Here is a 17347-nt window from a genome sequence, read left to right as displayed (position 1 = left end):
CAAAGGGCATCGCTTTTGACTGGCGCCCCCGGAACAAGCCCCCTAAAGAACAGACCATGACCAAAGGGCGTGGGGCATGATCGCGAAACTGAAAGGGCGGCTGGACAGCACGGGGCTGGACCATGCCATCATCGATGTCGGCGGGGTCGGCTATCTGGTCGGCGCCTCGTCCCGCACCCTGGCGGCGCTGGGGCCTGTGGGGGAGGCGGTGACGGTCCACACCGAAATGCTGGTGTCGGACGATGCGATCCGGCTGGTCGGTTTCTCGCGGGCGGAGGAGAGGGACTGGTTCCGCCTGCTGACCGGCGTGCAGGGCGTGGGATCGCGCGTGGCGCTGGCCATTCTCTCCGCGCTGGAACCGGCGGAACTGCATCGCGCGGTTGCGACCGGCGACAAGGCGATGGTGGCGCGCGCCAATGGCGTCGGCCCGAAACTCGCCCAGCGCATCGTCAATGAACTGAAGGACAAGATCGGCGCTGTACCCACGTCCGCCGGCGCGGTCGGCATTGGGCTGACGGCGGTCCCCAGCGGCGGCTTTAGCGCCGATGCCCTGTCGGCGCTCCAGAATCTCGGCTTCAGGCCTGCCGAAGCCAGTTCGGCCGTGGCCGCCGCCGAAGAGGAACTGGGTGACGGCGCATCGCTGGATGCCCTTGTCCGTCTCGCCCTGCGGAAAGCCGCCAAGTGAGCGAGGACCGCCTGATTGCGTCCACCCGCCGGGTCGAGGATGCCGACGCCGCGCTGCGCCCCAAGTCGCTGGCTGAATTTGTCGGTCAGCAGGCGGCGCGCGAAAATCTGCGCATCTTCATTGAGGCCGCCAAGGGGCGCGGCGAGGCGCTGGACCATGTCCTTTTCTTCGGCCCTCCCGGCCTCGGCAAGACGACACTGGCCCAGATCGTCGCCCGCGAAATGGGCGTGGGGTTCCGTGCCACTTCCGGCCCGGTGATCGCCAAGTCGGGCGATCTGGCCGCCCTGCTCACCAATCTGGATGAAGGCGACGTGCTCTTCGTCGATGAGATTCATCGCCTGAATCCCGCTGTCGAGGAAGTGCTCTATCCCGCCATGGAGGACCGCGCGCTCGACCTGATGATCGGCGAGGGGCCTTCCGCCCGGTCGGTGCGCATCGACCTGCCGCCCTTCACCCTGGTCGGCGCGACCACGCGGCAGGGCCTGCTGACCACGCCGTTGCGCGACCGCTTCGGCATTCCGGTGCGGTTGCAATTCTACACCGTCGAGGAACTGGAACTGGTCGTCCGCCGCGCCGCGCGGCTGCTCGACCTTGCCATCACCTCCGACGGCGCCATTGAAATCGCCCGGCGGTCGCGCGGCACGCCGCGCATCTCCGGCCGCCTGCTGCGGCGGGTGCGTGATTTCGCCAATGTCGCGGGCGCGCCGGCGGTCGACGCCAAGGTGGCGGACGCCGCGCTCACCCGGCTGGAGGTCGACCATCTCGGCCTCGACCTGATGGACCGGCGTTACCTCATGATGATCGCGGATATTTATCGCGGCGGGCCGGTGGGGGTCGAAACGCTGGCGGCGGGCCTGTCCGAAGCCCGCGACACGATCGAGGAAGTGATCGAACCCTATCTCATCCAGCTCGGCCTGATCGCCCGCACCGCGCGGGGCCGTTGCCTCAATGGACCGGGCTGGAAGCATCTTGGCCTCAACCCGCCGTCCAATGTCCAGGACGGGCTGTTCGACTAAGGCAAATCTCGGCAAAACCCCGAAAAACCGTGGCCGTTACGGCATGGCCCGGCTATAGGCTGCCGGGCAGGCGATACAGACCCGCCACAAGTGAGGAGATGCCGTTTTGAGGGCGATTGAGCGTTTTCCCAATCTGGTGACCATGTTCTTCGCCCGTGCCAAGGCGATGGGCGACACGCCCTTCCTGTGGCGCAAGACGGCGGGCCAGTGGCAGTCGCTGAGCTGGACCGAAGTGGCCCTTGAAGTCGCCTCGCTCGCCAGCGCGCTCCAGGCGCAGGGATTGAAGCCCGGCGATCCGGTGATGCTGGTCAGCGAAAACCGGCCGGAATTCTGCATCGCGGACCTCGCCATCATGGCGGCGGGCTGCGTCACGGTGCCGACCTACACCACCAACACCACCCGCGATCACCAGCATATCCTGACCGACAGCGGCGCCCGCGCGGTCATCGTTTCCACCGCCAAGCTGGCGCAGACCCTGATGCCCGCGGTGCTGCGGTCGCAGGCGAGCTTCGTGATCGGCATGGAGCCCTTGCGCGGCACGCAGGGCCATATCGCCTGCCATGTATGGAGCGACCTGATCGCCCATTATCCCACTGACATCGACGCCTGCGCCGCCGGCCAGACGGCCCGGCGCGACGATCTGGCCTGCATCATCTACACCAGCGGCACCGGCGGCGCGCCGCGCGGGGTGATGCAGCACCATGGTTCCATCCTCTGCAATATCGAGGGGGCGGGCCGGCTGCTTGAGCAGGATTTCGGCTGGGACGAGGAAGTGTTCCTGTCCTTCCTGCCCCTGTCCCATGCCTATGAACATAGTGGCGGCCAGTTCATGCCGATCATGCTGGCAGCGCAAATCTATTATGCGGAGGGGCTGGAAAAGCTCGCCAGCAATATCGAGGAAACCCGGCCGACGATCATGGTCGTGGTCCCCCGCCTGTTCGAAGTGCTGCGCACCCGCATCATCAAGTCGATCGAGAAACAGGGCAAATTCCCGACCTGGCTGCTGGGCCAGTCGATGCGCATCGCTGCGAAGGAACAGGACGGGCGCAAATCCCTGCTCGACCTGCCGATGAAGGCGCTGCTGGCGCGGACGCTGAAGCCCAAGATCGCGGCGCGCTTCGGCGGGCGGATGAAGGCGCTGGTGTCGGGCGGCGCGCCGCTCAATCCCGACGTCGGCCTGTTCTTCGATGCGATGGGGCTGACCCTGCTTCAGGGCTATGGCCAGACCGAGGCCGGGCCGGTGATCAGTTGCAACCGCCCGCGCGCCGGCATTGCGATGGACACGGTCGGTCCGCCGCTCGACGGCGTGGAGGTCCGCATTGCCGAGGATGGCGAGATCCTCGTGCGCGGGGAATTGGTGATGCACGGCTATTGGCGCAATCCGGCGGAAACGGAGAAGGCGCTGCAAGACGGCTGGCTGCACACCGGCGACATTGGCGAGATCGATGACAGGGGCCGCATCCGCATCACCGACCGCAAGAAGGACCTGATCGTCAACGACAAGGGCGACAATGTCTCGCCCCAGAAGGTGGAGGGGATGCTGACGCTCCAGCCGGAGATCGGTCAGGCGATGGTCTATGGCGACCGCCGTCCTCATCTGGTCGGGCTGCTGGTGCCCGATGCCGAATGGACGCGGGAATGGGCGGAGGCGCAGGGGCGGCCGGTCGAGGGGATCGAAGCCGATTCCGCCTATCAGGCGGCGCTCCGCGCGGCGGTCGACCGGGTGAATGACGATCTCTCGGTGATCGAGCGGGTGCGGCGCTTCGCGCTGGCCGACGATCCTTTCACCATCGACAATAGCGAGATGACGCCGTCGATGAAGATTCGCCGCCACGTCATCCGCGCCCGTTATCAGGATCGCCTGGACGCGCTGTACAAGGGCTAATCGCGGCTATTTCCCCGGCGTGCGATAGGGTGTGAAGTCGCCCAGCGCGCAACTGCCCGTCACCATGCCGCTCGGCAGGTCGGCGCTGGTCGCGATGTCGCCCCGGCAATATTGCGAGCCCCAGCTCTTGATGATCAGCGTGTCGCCGCGCGTCAGGCCGGGACAGCTTCCGATCAGGTCGTTGCGGTACACCAGCCGTCCGTTGACCCGGTAGAGCAGGACGCTGCCGCTGATCGCGGTCAGAGTCGCCTGGGACGGGCGGCTGACGCAGCTCGTCTTTTCGCCCGCGACCTTGCCGGCCAGCGCCCTTTCCAGCTCGCCGGTCTGCTTTTCGGTCAGCCGGGGCGGTTCATAGCTGCCCGAACATCCCGCGATCAGCAGCGGCGCCAGAACTATCCATGGACGCATGACCTCTCTCCTCATTCGTCCCCGCTGATAAGACGGCCACAGGCCGCGCGGTCCGTCATGCGGCATCCTTGGCCGCCCGCCGCTCGGCCAGTTGGGCGACGTCCCGCGCGCGCATGAAGATATTGGTCGCCCGCTCCAACCCGATGCTGGTCGGGACGGTCGGCTCGCCGCGCGCGCGCGCCGCGTCGACCTGCGCCATGCGGCTGCGCAGTGCTGCATTGTCCGGCTCCACGGTCAGCGCGAAGCGGCCATTGGATTGCGTATATTCATGCGCGCAATAGACCGCCGTATCGTCCGGCAGCGCGGCAAGGCGCTGCATATTGGCGAACATCTGCGCGGGCGTCCCTTCGAACAGCCGGCCGCACCCCATGGCGAACAGCGTGTCGCCCACGAACAGGATGCGATCCTGCGCCAGATGATAGGCGATGTGCCCGGCGGTATGCGCGGGCACTTCCAGCACCACGGCCGCATGATCGCCGATCCTGACCCTGTCGCCCTCCGCCACCGTCCGGTCGAGCGTGCCGATCTTCTCCGCCTCCGCCGCGGGGCCGGTGATGGCACAGCCTGTCGCCGCCTTGATCGCGGCATTGCCGCCGACATGATCGCCATGCCAATGGGTGTTCCAGATCTGGCTGATCGTCCAGCCCCGCGCCGCCGCCGCCTCCAGCACCGGATCGGCGACGGCGGGATCGACAGCGACCGTCTCGCCGCTCGCCCCGTCGTGCAGCAGCCAGACATAATTGTCGTTGAGGACGGGGATGCGGACCACCTCCAGCATGGCGCTCACCAGACGCCGACATTGGGCATGGACGCCCAGGGTTCGGCGGGGTCCAGCCGCCCATCCTGCAACAGTTCGATGGAGATATTGTCGGGCGTCCGGATGAAGGCCATGTGCCCGTCGCGCGGCGGGCGGTTGATGGTCACACCCGCATCCATCAGCCGCTGGCAGCTTTCGTAGATATTCTCGACCTGATAGGCGATATGACCGAAATTGCGCCCGCCATCATAGGTTTCGGCTGGGCCGCCATCGGCGGGGGGCCAGTTGTAGGTCAGTTCGACCTGCGCATCCTCGTCCCCCGGCGCGGCCAGATAGACCAGCGTGAAGCGCCCCTGTTCGCTGTCGAAACGCTTTACCTCTTTCACGCCCAGAAGCTCAAAAAAGGCGATCGTCTTGTCGACATCCGCGACGCGGATCATCGTGTGCAGATATTTGGGCAATTCTCCACTCCATTCGTCGCCATAAAGCAACGGTTCATCTCATCCATGGCAGGAACCTTTCCAAGATAAGATGCGTTGGCTCCGGAAGGAAGGGGACTGCCATGGCTTTGGCCGATCGTGACAAAATCCTGCTGGCTTGCGCGGGCCTGCTGGCGGTCGGGATACTCGGCGGCGGCTATCTGCTGGGGGACGGACTGAAACGCGCCAAGGCGGCCGACCGATCCGTGACCGTGCGCGGCCTTGCCGAAAAGGATGTGACCGCCGACCTCGCCACCTGGTCGATCAGCTATTCCGCCACGGGTTTCGACCTGCCCGCCGTCCGCGCCCAGATCGACGATAATACGAAGGAATTGCGCGCCTATTTCGCCGGTCTGGGATTCGGGCCCGACGCGCTGACCGCGACCGGGGCGGGGGTCAATCAATATATCAACAATGGCGTCAACACGATCACCATCACCCAGCGCATGCTGCTGCGCACCACCGACATCGCCCGCGCCCAGCGCGCGGTCGCGCAGCAATTCGACCTCGTCCGGCGCGGCGTCACGCTGCAGGAGGGATCGGGCATGCGCTACAGCTTCACCAAACTCAATGATGTGAAGCCGCCGATGGTCGCCTCCGCCACCAAAGACGCCCGCGCTGCCGCCGAACAGTTCGCCCGCGACAGCGGCGCCAGCGTCGGCGGCATCAAGAGTGCAACCCAGGGCTATTTCTCGATCGAACCGCGCGACGGAGAAGCCGATGGCGCCAGCGACACGCCCTACAAAAAGGTCCGCGTCGTCACGACCGTCGACTTTTACCTCAATTAAGCCTGATCGATGAAATAATAAGCAGCCTAATGATGGTCATGTCCTTCGGACAGAGCCTCCAGCACGTCGTCGAGCCGCGCCGGATCGCCCAGCGCGATCACCCGCCCGTCGCTGTCCGCCGTGATCGGTTCGCCCGTCCAGTCGCACATGCGCCCGCCCGCGCCCTCGACCACTGGCACCAGCGCGGCGAGATCGTGCAGCTTCAACCCCGCCTCGACCACGATATCCACATGGCCTGACGCCACGAGTGCGTAATTATAGCAGTCGCCGCCCCACACCGTATCGCGGCACTGACCGGCCAGCCGGGAGAAATGCTCACCGGTGCAGCCGGGGAAGAGCTGGGGCGCGGTCGACGCCAGAATAGCCTCGTCCAGATCGCGGCAGGCCCGTGTCGTCACCGGCTTGCCGTTGAAGGTCGTCGGCTGCCCCATCATCCCGGCCCAGCGTTCCTTGGCAATCGGTTGGTCGATGATCCCGACCGTCGGCCAGCCCGCCTGCGTCAGCGCGATCAGCGTTCCGAAAATCGGCCGCCCGGCGATGAAGCTGCGGGTGCCATCAATGGGGTCGAGGATCCACACCCGCTCGGCATCCTCGCGGGTCGCGCCATATTCCTCGCCGATAATGCCATCCTGCGGTCGTTCCTTTTCCAATATCGCCCGGATCGCCGCTTCCGCTGCGCGGTCGGCTTCGGTCACGGGCGACTTGTCGGATTTGAATTCCATGTCGTAGCGGGCACGGAAGAAGGGGCGGATCGCCGCGCCGGCGGCATCGGCTAGGCGGTTGGCAAGGGCCAGATCGTCGCGGGTCGTCATAATCTACCCGCCTAGCGGTAAAGCGGGGATCGCGCTAGGCTGCGCCATCCCGATTCCGCGATCCCACAAGGAGGGACCCGATGCCCGGCTCACCCGTCATCCCCGGCCTGCGTTATGTCGATGCGCCTGCCGCCATCCGATTTCTCTGCGACGCTTTCGGTTTTGAAGTGCATGCTTCCTATGAGGATGAGGCGGACCCCCATATCGTTCATCACGCGCAACTGGTGCTGGGTGAGGGCATGGTGATGCTCGGCAGCCGTCGCGACGGGGAGGGGGAATCGCTTTACACCTGGGCCACGCCACGCGAACTGGGCGGGGTCACGACCTGCATCTATGTCGTGGTGCCCGATGTCGACGCCCATTGCCTGCACGCCCGCAATGAGGGCGCGGTCGTGGTCAATGAGCCGCATGACAATATCGGCTATCCCGGTCGCGGTTATGACGCGCTCGACCCGGAGGGCAATGTCTGGAGCTTCGGCACCTACGACCCCTGGAAAGTTTAAGTTTCGGCAACGCCCGCCGTCTATTCTCCCTGGAAATCGCGGGAGTTACACATGGCACTGGTCGGCTGGATACTGAGTTTCATGGCGCTGTTCGCGGCCCTGGCGCTGCGGCAGGACATGCCGGTCGGCGGTTCCGCGATGCTGTCCAACCTGCTGATCCTGTTCGCGCTGCTGAGTTGCCCGATGATCTGGCGCGAAAAACCGCTGGGTGTTTCGCGCGGCCAGCGAATCATGGTCGCCCTGATTCTCGTGCTCTGCGCGCCTCTGATCCTGCTGCCCGCCGCCTGATCGCCCGCCTGTGACCGAAAGTCGCGCCGCGCGACTTCGGTCCGGAAGGCCCGTTTTTACGCCACTTCCAAAAAAAACGCTGCCAGTGATGTCACCGGCAGCGTTTCTTGAAAACTATGGTCGGCTCGCCTCAGTCGAACAGGCTCGACACCGAGCTTTCGTCCGCGATGCGCTTGATCGCTTCGCCCAGCAGCGGCGCGATGGGGAGATGACGGATGCTCTTCGCGCCGTTCACCGCATCGGTGCCCTGGATCGAGTCGGTGATGACCAGCTCGCGCAGTTCCGACGCCTCGACGCGCGCGACCGCGCCGCCTGACAGCACGCCATGGCTGACATAGGCGACGACGTCCTCGGCGCCTGCCGCCTTCAGCGCGGCGGCGGCGTTGCAGAGCGTGCCCGCCGAATCGACGATATCGTCGATCAGCACGCAGAACCGGCCCTTCACATCGCCGATGATGTTCATGACTTCCGATTCGCCGGCGCGCTCACGCCGCTTATCGACGATGGCGAGCGGGGCGTTGTCCAGCCGCTTGGCCAGCGCCCGGGCGCGCACCACGCCGCCGACGTCGGGCGACACCACCATGATGTTCTTGTCGCCGAAGCGGGCCTGAATATCCGCCGACATCACCGGCGCCCCGAACAGATTGTCGGTCGGAATGTCGAAGAAGCCCTGGATCTGCCCGGCGTGCAGATCGACCGACAGGACGCGGTCGGCGCCCGCCGTGGTGATCAGGTTCGCGACCAGCTTGGCCGAGATCGGGGTGCGGGGGCCGGGCTTCCGGTCCTGTCGGGCATAGCCGAAATAAGGGACGACCGCTGTGATTCGCTTGGCCGATGCGCGCTTCAGCGCATCGATCATGATCAGCAGCTCCATCAGATTGTCGTTCGTCGGATAGCTGGTCGATTGCAGCACGAACACGTCTTCACCGCGGACATTCTCATGGATTTCCACGAAAACTTCCTCATCCGCGAAGCGACGGACGCTGGCGTCGGTCAGGGGGATTTCGATATAGTCGGCGATGGCGGCCGCAAGCGGCTTGTTGGAATTGCCGGTCATGAGTTTCATGGCCAAAACCCCCGTGACGAATTGATGACGATGCGAGAACGCGGCCCCTTTAGCGACGCAACCCTTCGCTGAAAAGGCGCTTTTGCGCCTTGGGACAAAATCGACCGACGCATTTTCGGAACGGCTGTGAAAAGGGTCTCCGGTTTGAAAATGCGGCAACAGATAATAGAGCATTTTGGCTCGCAGCCAAAATGCTCTAGGGGCGCAGCTTATGACCGACAAACTCGTGATAGCCCTTGCCCAGATGACGCAGAGCGTGGGCGATCTTCAGGCCAATGCCGACGCGATGCTGGAATGGCGCGCGCGGGCCGTGGATGCCGACCTTATCGTCTATCCCGAATTGCAGCTGATCGGCTATCCGCCCGAGGATCTGGTGCTGAAGCCCGCGCTGGTCGACCGCGCCAATCACGAACTGGACCGTCTGGCCCAGGCCACGGCGGACGGCGGCCCGGCGATGCTGGTCGGCACGGTCGTCGCGTCGCAGGGCGTTCTCTTCAACGTCGTCGCCCTGCTGGAAGACGGCGCCGTCACCGCGATCCGCCAGAAGCGCGAACTGCCCAATTACGGCACCTTCGACGAAAAACGCCTGTTCGCTCCCGGACCGCTGCCCGCGCCCATCGATTTCCGGGGCGTGAAGATCGGCGTCCCGATCTGCGAGGATATCTGGTTCCCGTTCGTCACCGCGCATCTGCGGGCGGAAGGCGCGGAAATCCTCATCAGCCCCAATGGCAGCCCGTTCGAGGTCGACAAGGACGACCGCCGCATCAACGCCGTCGCCGGCACCCGCGTTCGCGAAACCGGCCTGCCGCTCATCTATCTGAACCGCGTCGGCGGGCAGGATGAACTGGTGTTCGACGGCGCCTCCTTCGTGATGAACCCCGACCTCAGCATCGCCCAGCAGCTCCCCGACTGGGAAGAATCGCTGGTGCTGACGAGTTGGGAGAAATGGGACGGCCAGTGGGTCTGCCTGCCCGGCGAGCGCCACGAACTCGATCCGCGCCCGGCCGACATCTACAATGCCATGGTGCTGGGCCTGCGCGATTATGTGAACAAGAACCGCTTCCCCGGCGTAGTGCTGGGCCTGTCGGGCGGCATCGATTCCGCCCTGTCCGCCGCCGTCGCCGTCGATGCGCTGGGCGCCGACCGCGTCTGGTGCGTGATGATGCCTTCGCGCTTCACCAGTCACGAGAGTCTGGACGATGCCGTCGAATGTGCCCGCCTGCTCGGCGTCCGCTACGACACCATCCCCATCGAACCGGCGGTTGAGGCTTTCGATTCCATGCTGGGGGAGGTTTTCATCGGCCGTCAGCGCGATCTCACCGAAGAAAATATCCAGTCGCGCATCCGGGGCGTGACGCTGATGGGCCTTTCCAACAAATTCGGCCATATGCTGCTCACCACCGGCAACAAGAGCGAGATGTCGGTGGGCTACGCCACCATCTACGGTGACATGGCGGGCGGCTATTCGGTGCTGAAGGACGCCTATAAAACGACGGTGTTCGACCTCTGCCGCTGGCGGAACGAGAATGTTCCGTCGCTGGGCGAGGCATTCGGCCCCAGAGGCCCGGTCATGCCCGAACGCGTCATCACCAAGCCGCCGAGCGCCGAACTGCGCGACAATCAGAAGGATGAGGACAGCCTGCCCCCCTATGAGGTGCTGGACCCCATCCTCTACGGCCTGGTGGAAGAGGAGCTTTCGGTCGAGCAACTGGTCGCCCGCGGTTTCGACAAGGACACCGTCGCCCGCATCGAGCGCCTGCTCTACATCGCCGAATATAAGCGCCGCCAGTCGCCTCCGGGCGTGAAACTCGGCATCCGCAATTTCGGTCGCGACCGCCGCTATCCGATCACCAACGCCTTCCGCACGTTGTAAGCCCCATGACCGTCATCACCCGCTTCGCCCCGTCGCCGACCGGCCACCTGCATGTCGGCAATATCCGCGCCGCGCTCCACAACTGGCTGTGGGCGAGGAAGAGCGGCGGCCAGTTCCTGCTGCGCCTCGACGATACCGACCTCGAACGTTCGCGACCCGAATATGCGGAGGCGATCAAGGCCGACCTGCAATGGCTGGGCCTCCCATGGGACGGGGAGGAGAAGCAGTCCGATCGCTTCGCCCTCTACGAAACGCGGTTCGAAGCCCTCAAAGCCTCGGGCCATGTCTATCCCGCCTATGAAACGGCGCAGGAACTCGACCTCCGCCGCAAGGTCCTGTTGGGGAGGGGCCTCCCCCCGGTCTACGACCGCGCCGCCCTGTCCCTGACCCCGGACCAGATCGCCGCCTATGAGTCGGAAGGCCGCCGGCCCCATTGGCGCTTCAAGCTCGATCACGACCAGCCCATCGCCTGGACCGACCTTATCCGCGGCGAGCAGCGCTTCGACCCGAAGCTGCTCTCCGACCCGGTGATCCGACGCGCGGATGGAAGCTGGCTCTACATGCTCCCCTCGGTGATCGACGACATCGCCATGGGCGTCACCCATGTCCTGCGCGGGGAGGATCATGTGTCCAATACCGCGACCCAGATTCAGATGTTCACCGCGCTCGGCGCGAATCTACCCGCTTTCGCTCACGAAGCCCTGCTGACCGGCAGCGAAGGCAAGCTTTCCAAGCGTCTCGGCTCCCTCGGCGTCGCCCATTTCCGCGAAATCGGCCTTGAACCCGCCGCCATCGCCTCGCTGCTCGCCCGCCTTGGCAGTTCCATGCCCATCGAACCGTTCGCGGATAGGCAGCCGCTGATCGACAGCTTCGACTTTGCCCATTTCGGCCGTGCCCCCGCGCGCTTCGATGAGGCGGAACTGGCGACCCTCAACCAGAAGATCGTCCACCTCCTCCCGTACAGCGCGGTGTCCGACCGCCTGCCCGAAGCCATGGACGAAGCCGCCTGGGACGCCATCCGCCCCAATCTGGAAACCGTCGCGGGCGCAGAAGAATGGTGGCAAATCGTCACCGGCCCGATCGACGCCCCCGCTCCGGCGGAAGAGGACCGCGACTTTCTCGTCCGCGCCCACGACCTTTTGTCGGAAGCGGATTTCGACCCCGCCATCTGGCGTACCCTCACGGAAGCGCTGAAGGCGCAAACCGGCCGCAAGGGCAGGGCGCTGTTCCTGCCCCTGCGCCGCGCGCTGACCGGCATGGATCACGGCCCCGACATGGGCCAGATGCTTCCCTTGATCGGAAAAGAGGAAGCGTTGAAGCGCCTCAGCGCCGGATAGCGTCCAGCGCCTTGCCCACCGCCAATATCCCCTCCGGCGATGCGGCAAAGCCCATATGGGTGCAATCGACCTCAATCGCCCGGTCGCGCTCCCCCGCGCGCCCCTTGGCGCATTGCGGCAGGATCACGCCGTCGCGCTGCGACCACAGGGCGACGGTCGGCACCGGCGGCTTTTCTTCGCGATGGCACGTGAAGGGCGGCCGATCCACCGGAAAACCGGAAATCAGCTGATAGAGCCGCCAGGCATGATTGGCGCGAGGATCGCCGGAAAAGGGCGTGCCCATCGTCACCACCCCGCCGACCTTCTCCGTCGCGAATTTGGCATATTCCCGCGCGAACAGCCCACCCAGGCTCCAGCCCACCAATGTTACCGGAGCACCGGTCTTGCGGCGAATGGCGTCCACCCGCCGGTCGATCTGCTCCAGGCTGTCGGGCTTCGGCCCGAAATTGCGCCCCATGCCCCAGCCAAAGGCATCATAGCCCGCCGCGGTCAGCACCGCGCGCAAGGGCTCCATGCGCTGCTCGGAGGCCATCAGGCCCGGGATCAGCAAGACCGGCCGCCCGTCACCCCTGATCGCCTTTGCGAGGGCAGGCGCCTGCGCCCGCGTCCGCACCAGGTCGAACGGTACCGATGCATTGCCCAGCAGATGCTGGAGCGACGGCCGCTCGGCCGCGCGTGGACCGCTGGCTAAACGGCCTTTCCAGAAGCTGGCAATGGCGTCGGCATAAGGCGGCACGAAAATGTCTTTCCTCTTTCCAGATGGAAAAATGACATTCTCATGACAGCGGTTGCCAAGTCCATGGACATTCATCCATCAGAGCCAACGGTTCGTCGTTTGTGACAGGGGTTCAGGGCGCCAGAGGCGACGTCTGCGCCATGCCGCCGCCATCGGCCGCGCGGACCGGGCGCGGTTCCAGGATCGCTGCCGTTTCGATGAGGTCGAGCGCCCGTCGCGCCTCCAGATAGCGCCGCGCATATTGCATCCAGCGGTCCGCCGCCGCCCGTCCCGGCATCTGCTCCACCTCCGCCAGCGCCGCGCCGACCCGCGATCCGTCAATATAGCGGAGCGCCCGATCCAGCGCCGCCTGCGGCCGGGGGGAGGGGGTGGACGCCTTGTGAATGGTGATGATCTCGCGCGCCTCATGCTCCAGCGCATCCCACCAGCTGGCGTCGGCGGGCGGCACCGTCACCCGGTCGGCCACCGCCGTCAGCCCCGCGCGCAGATCGGCCAGCGTCACCGGCTCGCGCGCGGCATTGATGATCGTCGCCACGGCGCGCGGCTGCGCCTGACCGAAGCGCAGCCGCAACTGCCCCTCGATATAGCCAAGCGGCACCCCGCTATCGAGCGCCCGGCGCGCCGCGAAAGCCACCAGCAAGCCCTCGGCCCGCGCCGCATTGCCTGACGCGGCCTGCGCCTCCACGGTGATGCGGTTGAGCCGTTCTTCCAGCTGCACCACCCGCGCATCCAGCATTTGCGCGGCATCGGCGGTCAGCGGCCGCATTGCGGTCCCCGGTCGCATGCCGTTCAGCAGCGGGTCGGTCATCGCCGCCTGCCGCTGCGGCGCGTTCCAGCGCTGGATACGGGGCAGCGCCAGCACGGTGATGACGACGCCGACCGCAAAGGCGAGCAGCACCAGCACGACCATCAGCCAGAGGCCCCGCCGACGCGCGGGTGCCGGTGTCGCCATGCCGTTCGCCGCGCCGTCCGTGTCGGTTATCAAGGGCCTGTCATCCATCGTGGGCGACTCATTCGCATAATCGGACGGCAAGAGCCAGCATCCTCTCATCGTCGGGCTTGTCGGGCGCCTGGGCGCTGGCCCAGCCGGGGCCGCAGGCGGCCAGCGCGGTGGGACTGATTGCGATCAGATGCAGACTTGCGCGCTGCTCCAGACCCACAAGCTGCGCCAGCACTTCCCCGGCGCGGGGCGAGTGTATCAACAGGACGCTGCCTGCCTCCAGTCGTTCCGCCAACCCGTTATCGGCGGCGCGCACCATCTCATAAACGGCGATCCGCTCGATCCGCAGCGGCCCTGCATCGATCGACGCAACCGTTCGCCCGCCAAGATGCAGCACGGTGCCATGTCCGTCCGCCGCTATCCGCCGGGCAATTGCCGTCCCGTCGCTGTCCCCAGCCACGACCTGCGCGAAGCCGGCCTCCCGCATGGCCTTTGCGGTGGCCCGCCCGACGGCATAAGCGGGCAGGCCCCGATAATCGGCCAGTCGCTCCCCGGCCAGCCGCGCGGCATGGGCGCTGGTCAGCAGCAGCGCGTCGTATCGGTCAGGGGCAGGGGCTTCCCAATGCAGCGCTTGCGGCGCGAACAGCGGGATGATTTGCGCCTCCAGCCCCAGTCGCGTCGCCCGGTCCGCCGTCTTGCCCGCGCCCGGCTCGGGCCGCAGGATGACAAGCGGCCTCACGCCTCGAACAGTATGCGTAGCGCCGGGCTTGCCCGCTCCAGCAGGCCGCGTCCCATGGCCTCGGCGGCGGCAACATCACCCCGCGCGATCCGCAACGCATCCCCGACCGTTTCCTGCCCGTCAGGACTGATGATCTCGGCACGCAGAAAAATCTGCCCATCCTCCAGCCGCGCCAGCGCAGCGATGGGCGAATGGCAGGTCCCGCCCAGCCCGACCAGCACGGCCCGCTCCGCCAGGACGCAATCATATGTGTCTGCGTCGTTGATCGACGCCAGCAATTCCAGCATCGCGGCATTGCCGCTCAACGTTTCGATGCCCACCGCGCCCTGCGACGGAGCGGGCAGCATGATCTCGACCGGAATGGCGACGCCCACATCTCCCTGACCCAGCCGGTCCAGCCCCGCCGCCGCGAGCAGCGTCGCGTGAACCTCTCCCGCCGCCAGCTTCGCCAGCCGCGTCGCGACATTGCCGCGAAACAGCACGGTCTCGGCATCCGGACGCACGCGCTTCACTTGTGCGGCGCGCCGGGGCGAACTGGTCCCTATCACCGGATTTTCCGGGAGAGCTTCGAAACTCGCCGCGCCAACCAGCCGATCCCGCACGTCGGCGCGCGGCAGCATGGCGGCGATCCGGATTTCGGCCGGACGGATCGTCTCCACATCCTTGGACGAATGGACCGCGAAATCGATCTCGCCGGCCAGCAACGCCCGGTCCAGCTCCTTGGTCCACAGCGCCTTGCCGCCGATCTCGGCCAGCGCCCGGTCCTGTATCCGGTCCCCGCTGGTCTGCACGGTGACGATCTCGATGGCGCTTTCGTCCCAGCCATGGCGGGCGCGCAGCGCCGCCATCGTCATATGCGCCTGCGCCAGCGCGAGAGGGGAAGCACGGGTGCCAAGGCGCAAAGGAGTGTGGGGGGGACGGGAAGGCTTTTGCATGATCCCGCTTGCTCTAATGGTCGCGGACATTAGATGGAAGCAGCAATGACGATCATCCTCGGCCTGGAATCAAGCTGCGACGAAACCGCGGCGGCGCTGGTGACGGCGGAGGGTCGGATATTGGCCCATCGCCTCGCCACGCAGGAGGAGGCGCACCGCCCCTATGGCGGCGTCGTCCCCGAAATCGCCGCCCGCGCCCATGTGGAGGCGCTTGCCCCCCTGATCGCGGCAGCGCTCAGGGACGCGGACCTGACCCTTAGCGACGTCGACGTGATCGCCGCCACTGCCGGTCCCGGCCTGATCGGCGGGGTGATGGTCGGCCTTGTCACCGGCAAGGCGCTGGCCCATGCGGCGAACAAGCCCCTGATCGCGGTCAACCATCTCGAAGGGCATGCCCTCTCGCCGCGCCTTGCAGACCCCAGTCTCAAATTCCCCTATCTGCTGCTGCTGGTGTCGGGCGGTCATTGCCAGCTTCTTCATGTGCGCGGCCCCGGCGACTATGCCCGCCTCGCCACCACCATCGACGATGCCAGCGGCGAAGCCTTCGACAAGACGGCCAAGCTGCTCGGTCTCGGCTATCCCGGCGGTCCGGCGGTCGAAAAGGCCGCGGCGCAGGGCAATCCCAAGGCTGTCCCCCTGCCGCGCCCGCTGGTCGGCACGGCGGAACCGCATTTCTCCTTCGCGGGTCTGAAAAGCGCCGTCATGCGTGCGGCCCAATCCGGCCAATATTCGACCGAGGACATCGCCGCCAGCTTCCAGCAAGCGGTGATCGACTGCCTGATCGATCGCACAGAGCGGCAACTGTCCCACCTCACCGACATCACCGCCCTGGTCGGCGCGGGGGGCGTCGCCGCCAACCAGTCGATCCGCGCCGCGCTCGAAGCGTTGGCTGCCCGGCACGACCTGCCCTTCGTCGCTCCGCCGCTGTGGCTGTGCACGGACAATGCGGCGATGATCGCCTGGGCAGGCGCGGAGCGCTATGCGGCGGGTCTGATCGACGATTTGACTGTACCGGCCCGCCCGCGCTGGCCGCTCGACCCGAGCGCGGAAAAGGCGCGTGGAGCAGGAGTGAAAGCATGAAGGCTGGCGTGATCGGAGCGGGGGCATGGGGTACCGCGCTGGCGCAAACCCTCGCGGCGGGCGGCCAGCATGTCCGCCTCTGGGCGCTGGAACCCGACGTGGTGGAGGCGGTCAATACGGACCGTCAAAATCCCCTGTACCTCCCCAATATCCCCTTGAGCGGCTCGATCGAAGCCACGGGCGCGATGGCCGCCATGGCCGACCGCGACCTGCTGCTGATCGTCAGCCCCGCCCAGCATCTCCGTTCTGTCGTCTCGCAGGCCCCGGCAGGCACCCCGCTCATCCTCTGCTCCAAGGGCATTGAAGCGGGCACTAGCCTGCTCATGTCCGAGGTCGCGGCGCAGGCGCAGCCGCATTCCCCCATCGCCGTCCTCTCCGGCCCGACCTTCGCCCATGAGGTGGCCAAGGGCCTCCCCACTGCCATCACGCTCGCCTGCGCCGATGCCGATCTCGCCGCGAAGATCGCCGCCCGCATCGCGCGCCCGGCCTTCCGCCCCTATCTTTCCGACGATGTGGTCGGTGCGGAGATTGGCGGCGCGGTGAAAAACGTCCTCGCCATCGCCTGCGGCGTTGCGGATGGCGCGGGCCTGGGCCTCAATGCCCGCGCCTCGCTCATCAGCCGGGGCTTCGCCGAAATGACCCGCTTCGGCCTGGCAAGAGGCGCCCGCGCCGAAACCCTTGGCGGGCTTTCGGGCCTGGGCGATCTCGTCCTCACCTGCTCCTCGACCAACAGCCGCAACTTCTCGCTGGGCAAGGGGCTGGGCGAAGGCCAATCGGCCAAGGCCCTCCTCGCCAACCGCCGAACCGTAGCGGAAGGGGCCTTTACCGCCCCCGTCCTGCGCGAAGCCGCCCGCGCCGCCAAGGTCGAAATGCCGGTGGTCGAAGCCGTCTGCGCCCTGCTCGAGGACGCTGCGCCCCTGGCGGATGTCATCGACGCGCTGCTCGCCCGACCGCTGCGCGCCGAATAAAAACTCGCGCTCTTTCCAGATATTGCTACAGTCCGGCTCCGTAAAAATGACG

General features: G+C 66.3%; 19 protein-coding genes. 10 read left to right on the top strand and 9 right to left on the bottom strand.

The annotated features are described in order from the left end of the window. Window positions 1–76: 76 nt before the first annotated feature. The 3 genes from ruvA to F7P65_RS14730 all read left to right on the top strand — a co-directional run bounded on the left by ruvA (window position 77) and on the right by F7P65_RS14730 (window position 3586). The gene (gene ruvA, locus F7P65_RS14740; RefSeq protein ID WP_150293018.1) at window positions 77–685 is read left to right on the top strand and encodes a Holliday junction branch migration protein RuvA; all 609 of its coding nucleotides are present in this window, start codon (window positions 77–79) and stop codon (window positions 683–685) included. Beyond that, entirely contained in the window at window positions 682–1701 is a 1020-nt protein-coding gene (gene ruvB, locus F7P65_RS14735) for a Holliday junction branch migration DNA helicase RuvB (RefSeq protein ID WP_150293016.1), read from the top strand. Before ruvA ends, ruvB begins: the two co-directional genes overlap by 4 nt. A 106-nt stretch (window positions 1702–1807) precedes the next feature. After that, on the top strand, window positions 1808–3586 hold the full coding sequence (locus tag F7P65_RS14730) for an AMP-dependent synthetase/ligase (protein ID WP_205452082.1): 1779 nt from the start codon (window positions 1808–1810) through the stop codon (window positions 3584–3586). Window positions 3587–3592: 6 nt separating this feature from the next. Here F7P65_RS14730 and F7P65_RS14725 read toward each other — a convergent pair whose 3' ends face one another. Genes F7P65_RS14725 through F7P65_RS14715 form a run of 3 tightly spaced genes read right to left on the bottom strand, consistent with a single transcriptional unit; the run spans window position 3593 to window position 5212 of the window. Next, on the bottom strand, window positions 3593–3994 hold the full coding sequence (locus F7P65_RS14725) for a hypothetical protein (protein ID WP_150293014.1): 402 nt from the start codon (window positions 3992–3994) through the stop codon (window positions 3593–3595). A 55-nt stretch (window positions 3995–4049) separates the two neighbouring features. Beyond that, the gene (gloB, locus tag F7P65_RS14720; RefSeq protein WP_150293110.1) at window positions 4050–4772 is read right to left on the bottom strand and encodes a hydroxyacylglutathione hydrolase; all 723 of its coding nucleotides are present in this window, start codon (window positions 4770–4772) and stop codon (window positions 4050–4052) included. Window positions 4773–4777: 5 nt separating this feature from the next. Next, the gene (locus tag F7P65_RS14715; RefSeq protein ID WP_150293011.1) at window positions 4778–5212 is read right to left on the bottom strand and encodes a VOC family protein; all 435 of its coding nucleotides are present in this window, start codon (window positions 5210–5212) and stop codon (window positions 4778–4780) included. Between the two features lie 101 nt (window positions 5213–5313). On the opposite strand from F7P65_RS14715, the gene F7P65_RS14710 reads away from it, so the two are divergent. Then, window positions 5314–6018, top strand: coding sequence for an SIMPL domain-containing protein (locus F7P65_RS14710; protein ID WP_150293009.1), 705 nt, complete (start codon window positions 5314–5316; stop codon window positions 6016–6018). 26 nt (window positions 6019–6044) lie between these two features. Here the strand turns inward: F7P65_RS14710 and hisN are convergent, their stop codons facing one another. After that, entirely contained in the window at window positions 6045–6830 is a 786-nt protein-coding gene (gene hisN, locus F7P65_RS14705; protein WP_150293007.1) for a histidinol-phosphatase, read from the bottom strand. An 80-nt stretch (window positions 6831–6910) separates the two neighbouring features. On the opposite strand from hisN, the gene F7P65_RS14700 reads away from it, so the two are divergent. Together F7P65_RS14700 and F7P65_RS14695 are read left to right on the top strand one after the other, a co-directional pair. Further along, window positions 6911–7333 (top strand): VOC family protein, encoded by a 423-nt coding sequence (locus tag F7P65_RS14700; RefSeq protein WP_150293005.1) that lies wholly within the window; start codon window positions 6911–6913, stop codon window positions 7331–7333. Window positions 7334–7384: 51 nt separating this feature from the next. Further along, the gene (locus F7P65_RS14695) at window positions 7385–7621 is read left to right on the top strand and encodes a hypothetical protein (protein WP_150293003.1); all 237 of its coding nucleotides are present in this window, start codon (window positions 7385–7387) and stop codon (window positions 7619–7621) included. Window positions 7622–7751: 130 nt separating this feature from the next. Here the strand turns inward: F7P65_RS14695 and F7P65_RS14690 are convergent, their stop codons facing one another. Beyond that, entirely contained in the window at window positions 7752–8687 is a 936-nt protein-coding gene (locus F7P65_RS14690; RefSeq protein WP_150293001.1) for a ribose-phosphate pyrophosphokinase, read from the bottom strand. Window positions 8688–8898: 211 nt separating this feature from the next. Here F7P65_RS14690 and F7P65_RS14685 point away from each other — a divergent pair, with 211 nt between their 5' ends. Beyond that, window positions 8899–10560 (top strand): NAD+ synthase, encoded by a 1662-nt coding sequence (locus tag F7P65_RS14685; protein ID WP_150292999.1) that lies wholly within the window; start codon window positions 8899–8901, stop codon window positions 10558–10560. 5 nt (window positions 10561–10565) lie between these two features. Beyond that, window positions 10566–11897 carry a glutamate--tRNA ligase gene (gene gltX, locus F7P65_RS14680; RefSeq protein WP_150292997.1) on the top strand — a complete coding sequence of 444 codons (1332 nt, stop codon included), beginning with the start codon at window positions 10566–10568 and terminating at the stop codon, window positions 11895–11897. On the opposite strand, the gene F7P65_RS14675 is transcribed toward gltX, so the two are convergent. The 4 genes from F7P65_RS14675 to hemC form a co-directional block, all read right to left on the bottom strand. Beyond that, window positions 11884–12633, bottom strand: a complete 750-nt coding sequence (locus F7P65_RS14675; RefSeq protein WP_150292995.1) for an esterase/lipase family protein — start codon at window positions 12631–12633, stop codon at window positions 11884–11886. The genes gltX and F7P65_RS14675 overlap by 14 nt on opposite strands. A gap of 112 nt (window positions 12634–12745) precedes the next feature. Then, on the bottom strand, window positions 12746–13633 hold the full coding sequence (locus tag F7P65_RS14670) for a hypothetical protein (protein WP_150292993.1): 888 nt from the start codon (window positions 13631–13633) through the stop codon (window positions 12746–12748). A 10-nt stretch (window positions 13634–13643) separates the two neighbouring features. After that, the gene (locus F7P65_RS14665; protein ID WP_150292992.1) at window positions 13644–14312 is read right to left on the bottom strand and encodes a uroporphyrinogen-III synthase; all 669 of its coding nucleotides are present in this window, start codon (window positions 14310–14312) and stop codon (window positions 13644–13646) included. Continuing rightward, on the bottom strand, window positions 14309–15247 hold the full coding sequence (hemC, locus tag F7P65_RS14660) for a hydroxymethylbilane synthase (RefSeq protein ID WP_150292990.1): 939 nt from the start codon (window positions 15245–15247) through the stop codon (window positions 14309–14311). The genes F7P65_RS14665 and hemC overlap by 4 nt, the downstream gene beginning before the upstream one ends. Before the next feature lie 45 nt (window positions 15248–15292). Between hemC and tsaD the strand changes: the two genes are divergently transcribed. Together tsaD and F7P65_RS14650 are read left to right on the top strand one after the other, a co-directional pair. After that, complete coding sequence (gene tsaD / locus F7P65_RS14655) at window positions 15293–16327, top strand: tRNA (adenosine(37)-N6)-threonylcarbamoyltransferase complex transferase subunit TsaD (protein ID WP_150292988.1); 1035 nt, start codon at window positions 15293–15295, stop codon at window positions 16325–16327. Then, complete coding sequence (locus F7P65_RS14650; RefSeq protein WP_150292986.1) at window positions 16324–17295, top strand: NAD(P)H-dependent glycerol-3-phosphate dehydrogenase; 972 nt, start codon at window positions 16324–16326, stop codon at window positions 17293–17295. The genes tsaD and F7P65_RS14650 overlap by 4 nt, the downstream gene beginning before the upstream one ends. Window positions 17296–17347 lie beyond the last annotated feature (52 nt).

It is taken from the genome of Sphingobium estronivorans (assembly GCF_008692605.1).
Lineage (GTDB): Bacteria > Pseudomonadota > Alphaproteobacteria > Sphingomonadales > Sphingomonadaceae > Sphingobium > Sphingobium estronivorans.
The sequence above is the reverse complement of the archived record's forward strand: the minus strand, read 5'-3'. Positions and strand labels throughout refer to the sequence as shown.

Bases quoted from the DNA above. Each gene is read 5' to 3' on its own strand.
- F7P65_RS14710 (WP_150293009.1), top strand. From the start codon at position 5,314: ATGGCTTTGGCCGATCGTGACAAAATCCTGCTGGCTTGCGCGGGCCTG.
- F7P65_RS14670 (WP_150292993.1), bottom strand. From the start codon at position 13,633: ATGGATGACAGGCCCTTGATAACCGACACGGACGGCGCGGCGAACGGC.
- hisN (WP_150293007.1), bottom strand. From the start codon at position 6,830: ATGACGACCCGCGACGATCTGGCCCTTGCCAACCGCCTAGCCGATGCC.
- F7P65_RS14695 (WP_150293003.1), top strand. From the start codon at position 7,385: ATGGCACTGGTCGGCTGGATACTGAGTTTCATGGCGCTGTTCGCGGCC.
- hemC (WP_150292990.1), bottom strand. From the start codon at position 15,247: ATGCAAAAGCCTTCCCGTCCCCCCCACACTCCTTTGCGCCTTGGCACC.
- gltX (WP_150292997.1), top strand. From the start codon at position 10,566: ATGACCGTCATCACCCGCTTCGCCCCGTCGCCGACCGGCCACCTGCAT.
- F7P65_RS14690 (WP_150293001.1), bottom strand. From the start codon at position 8,687: ATGAAACTCATGACCGGCAATTCCAACAAGCCGCTTGCGGCCGCCATC.
- F7P65_RS14700 (WP_150293005.1), top strand. From the start codon at position 6,911: ATGCCCGGCTCACCCGTCATCCCCGGCCTGCGTTATGTCGATGCGCCT.
- ruvA (WP_150293018.1), top strand. From the start codon at position 77: ATGATCGCGAAACTGAAAGGGCGGCTGGACAGCACGGGGCTGGACCAT.
- F7P65_RS14650 (WP_150292986.1), top strand. From the start codon at position 16,324: ATGAAGGCTGGCGTGATCGGAGCGGGGGCATGGGGTACCGCGCTGGCG.
- F7P65_RS14725 (WP_150293014.1), bottom strand. From the start codon at position 3,994: ATGCGTCCATGGATAGTTCTGGCGCCGCTGCTGATCGCGGGATGTTCG.
- tsaD (WP_150292988.1), top strand. From the start codon at position 15,293: ATGACGATCATCCTCGGCCTGGAATCAAGCTGCGACGAAACCGCGGCG.
- gloB (WP_150293110.1), bottom strand. From the start codon at position 4,772: ATGCTGGAGGTGGTCCGCATCCCCGTCCTCAACGACAATTATGTCTGG.
- F7P65_RS14685 (WP_150292999.1), top strand. From the start codon at position 8,899: ATGACCGACAAACTCGTGATAGCCCTTGCCCAGATGACGCAGAGCGTG.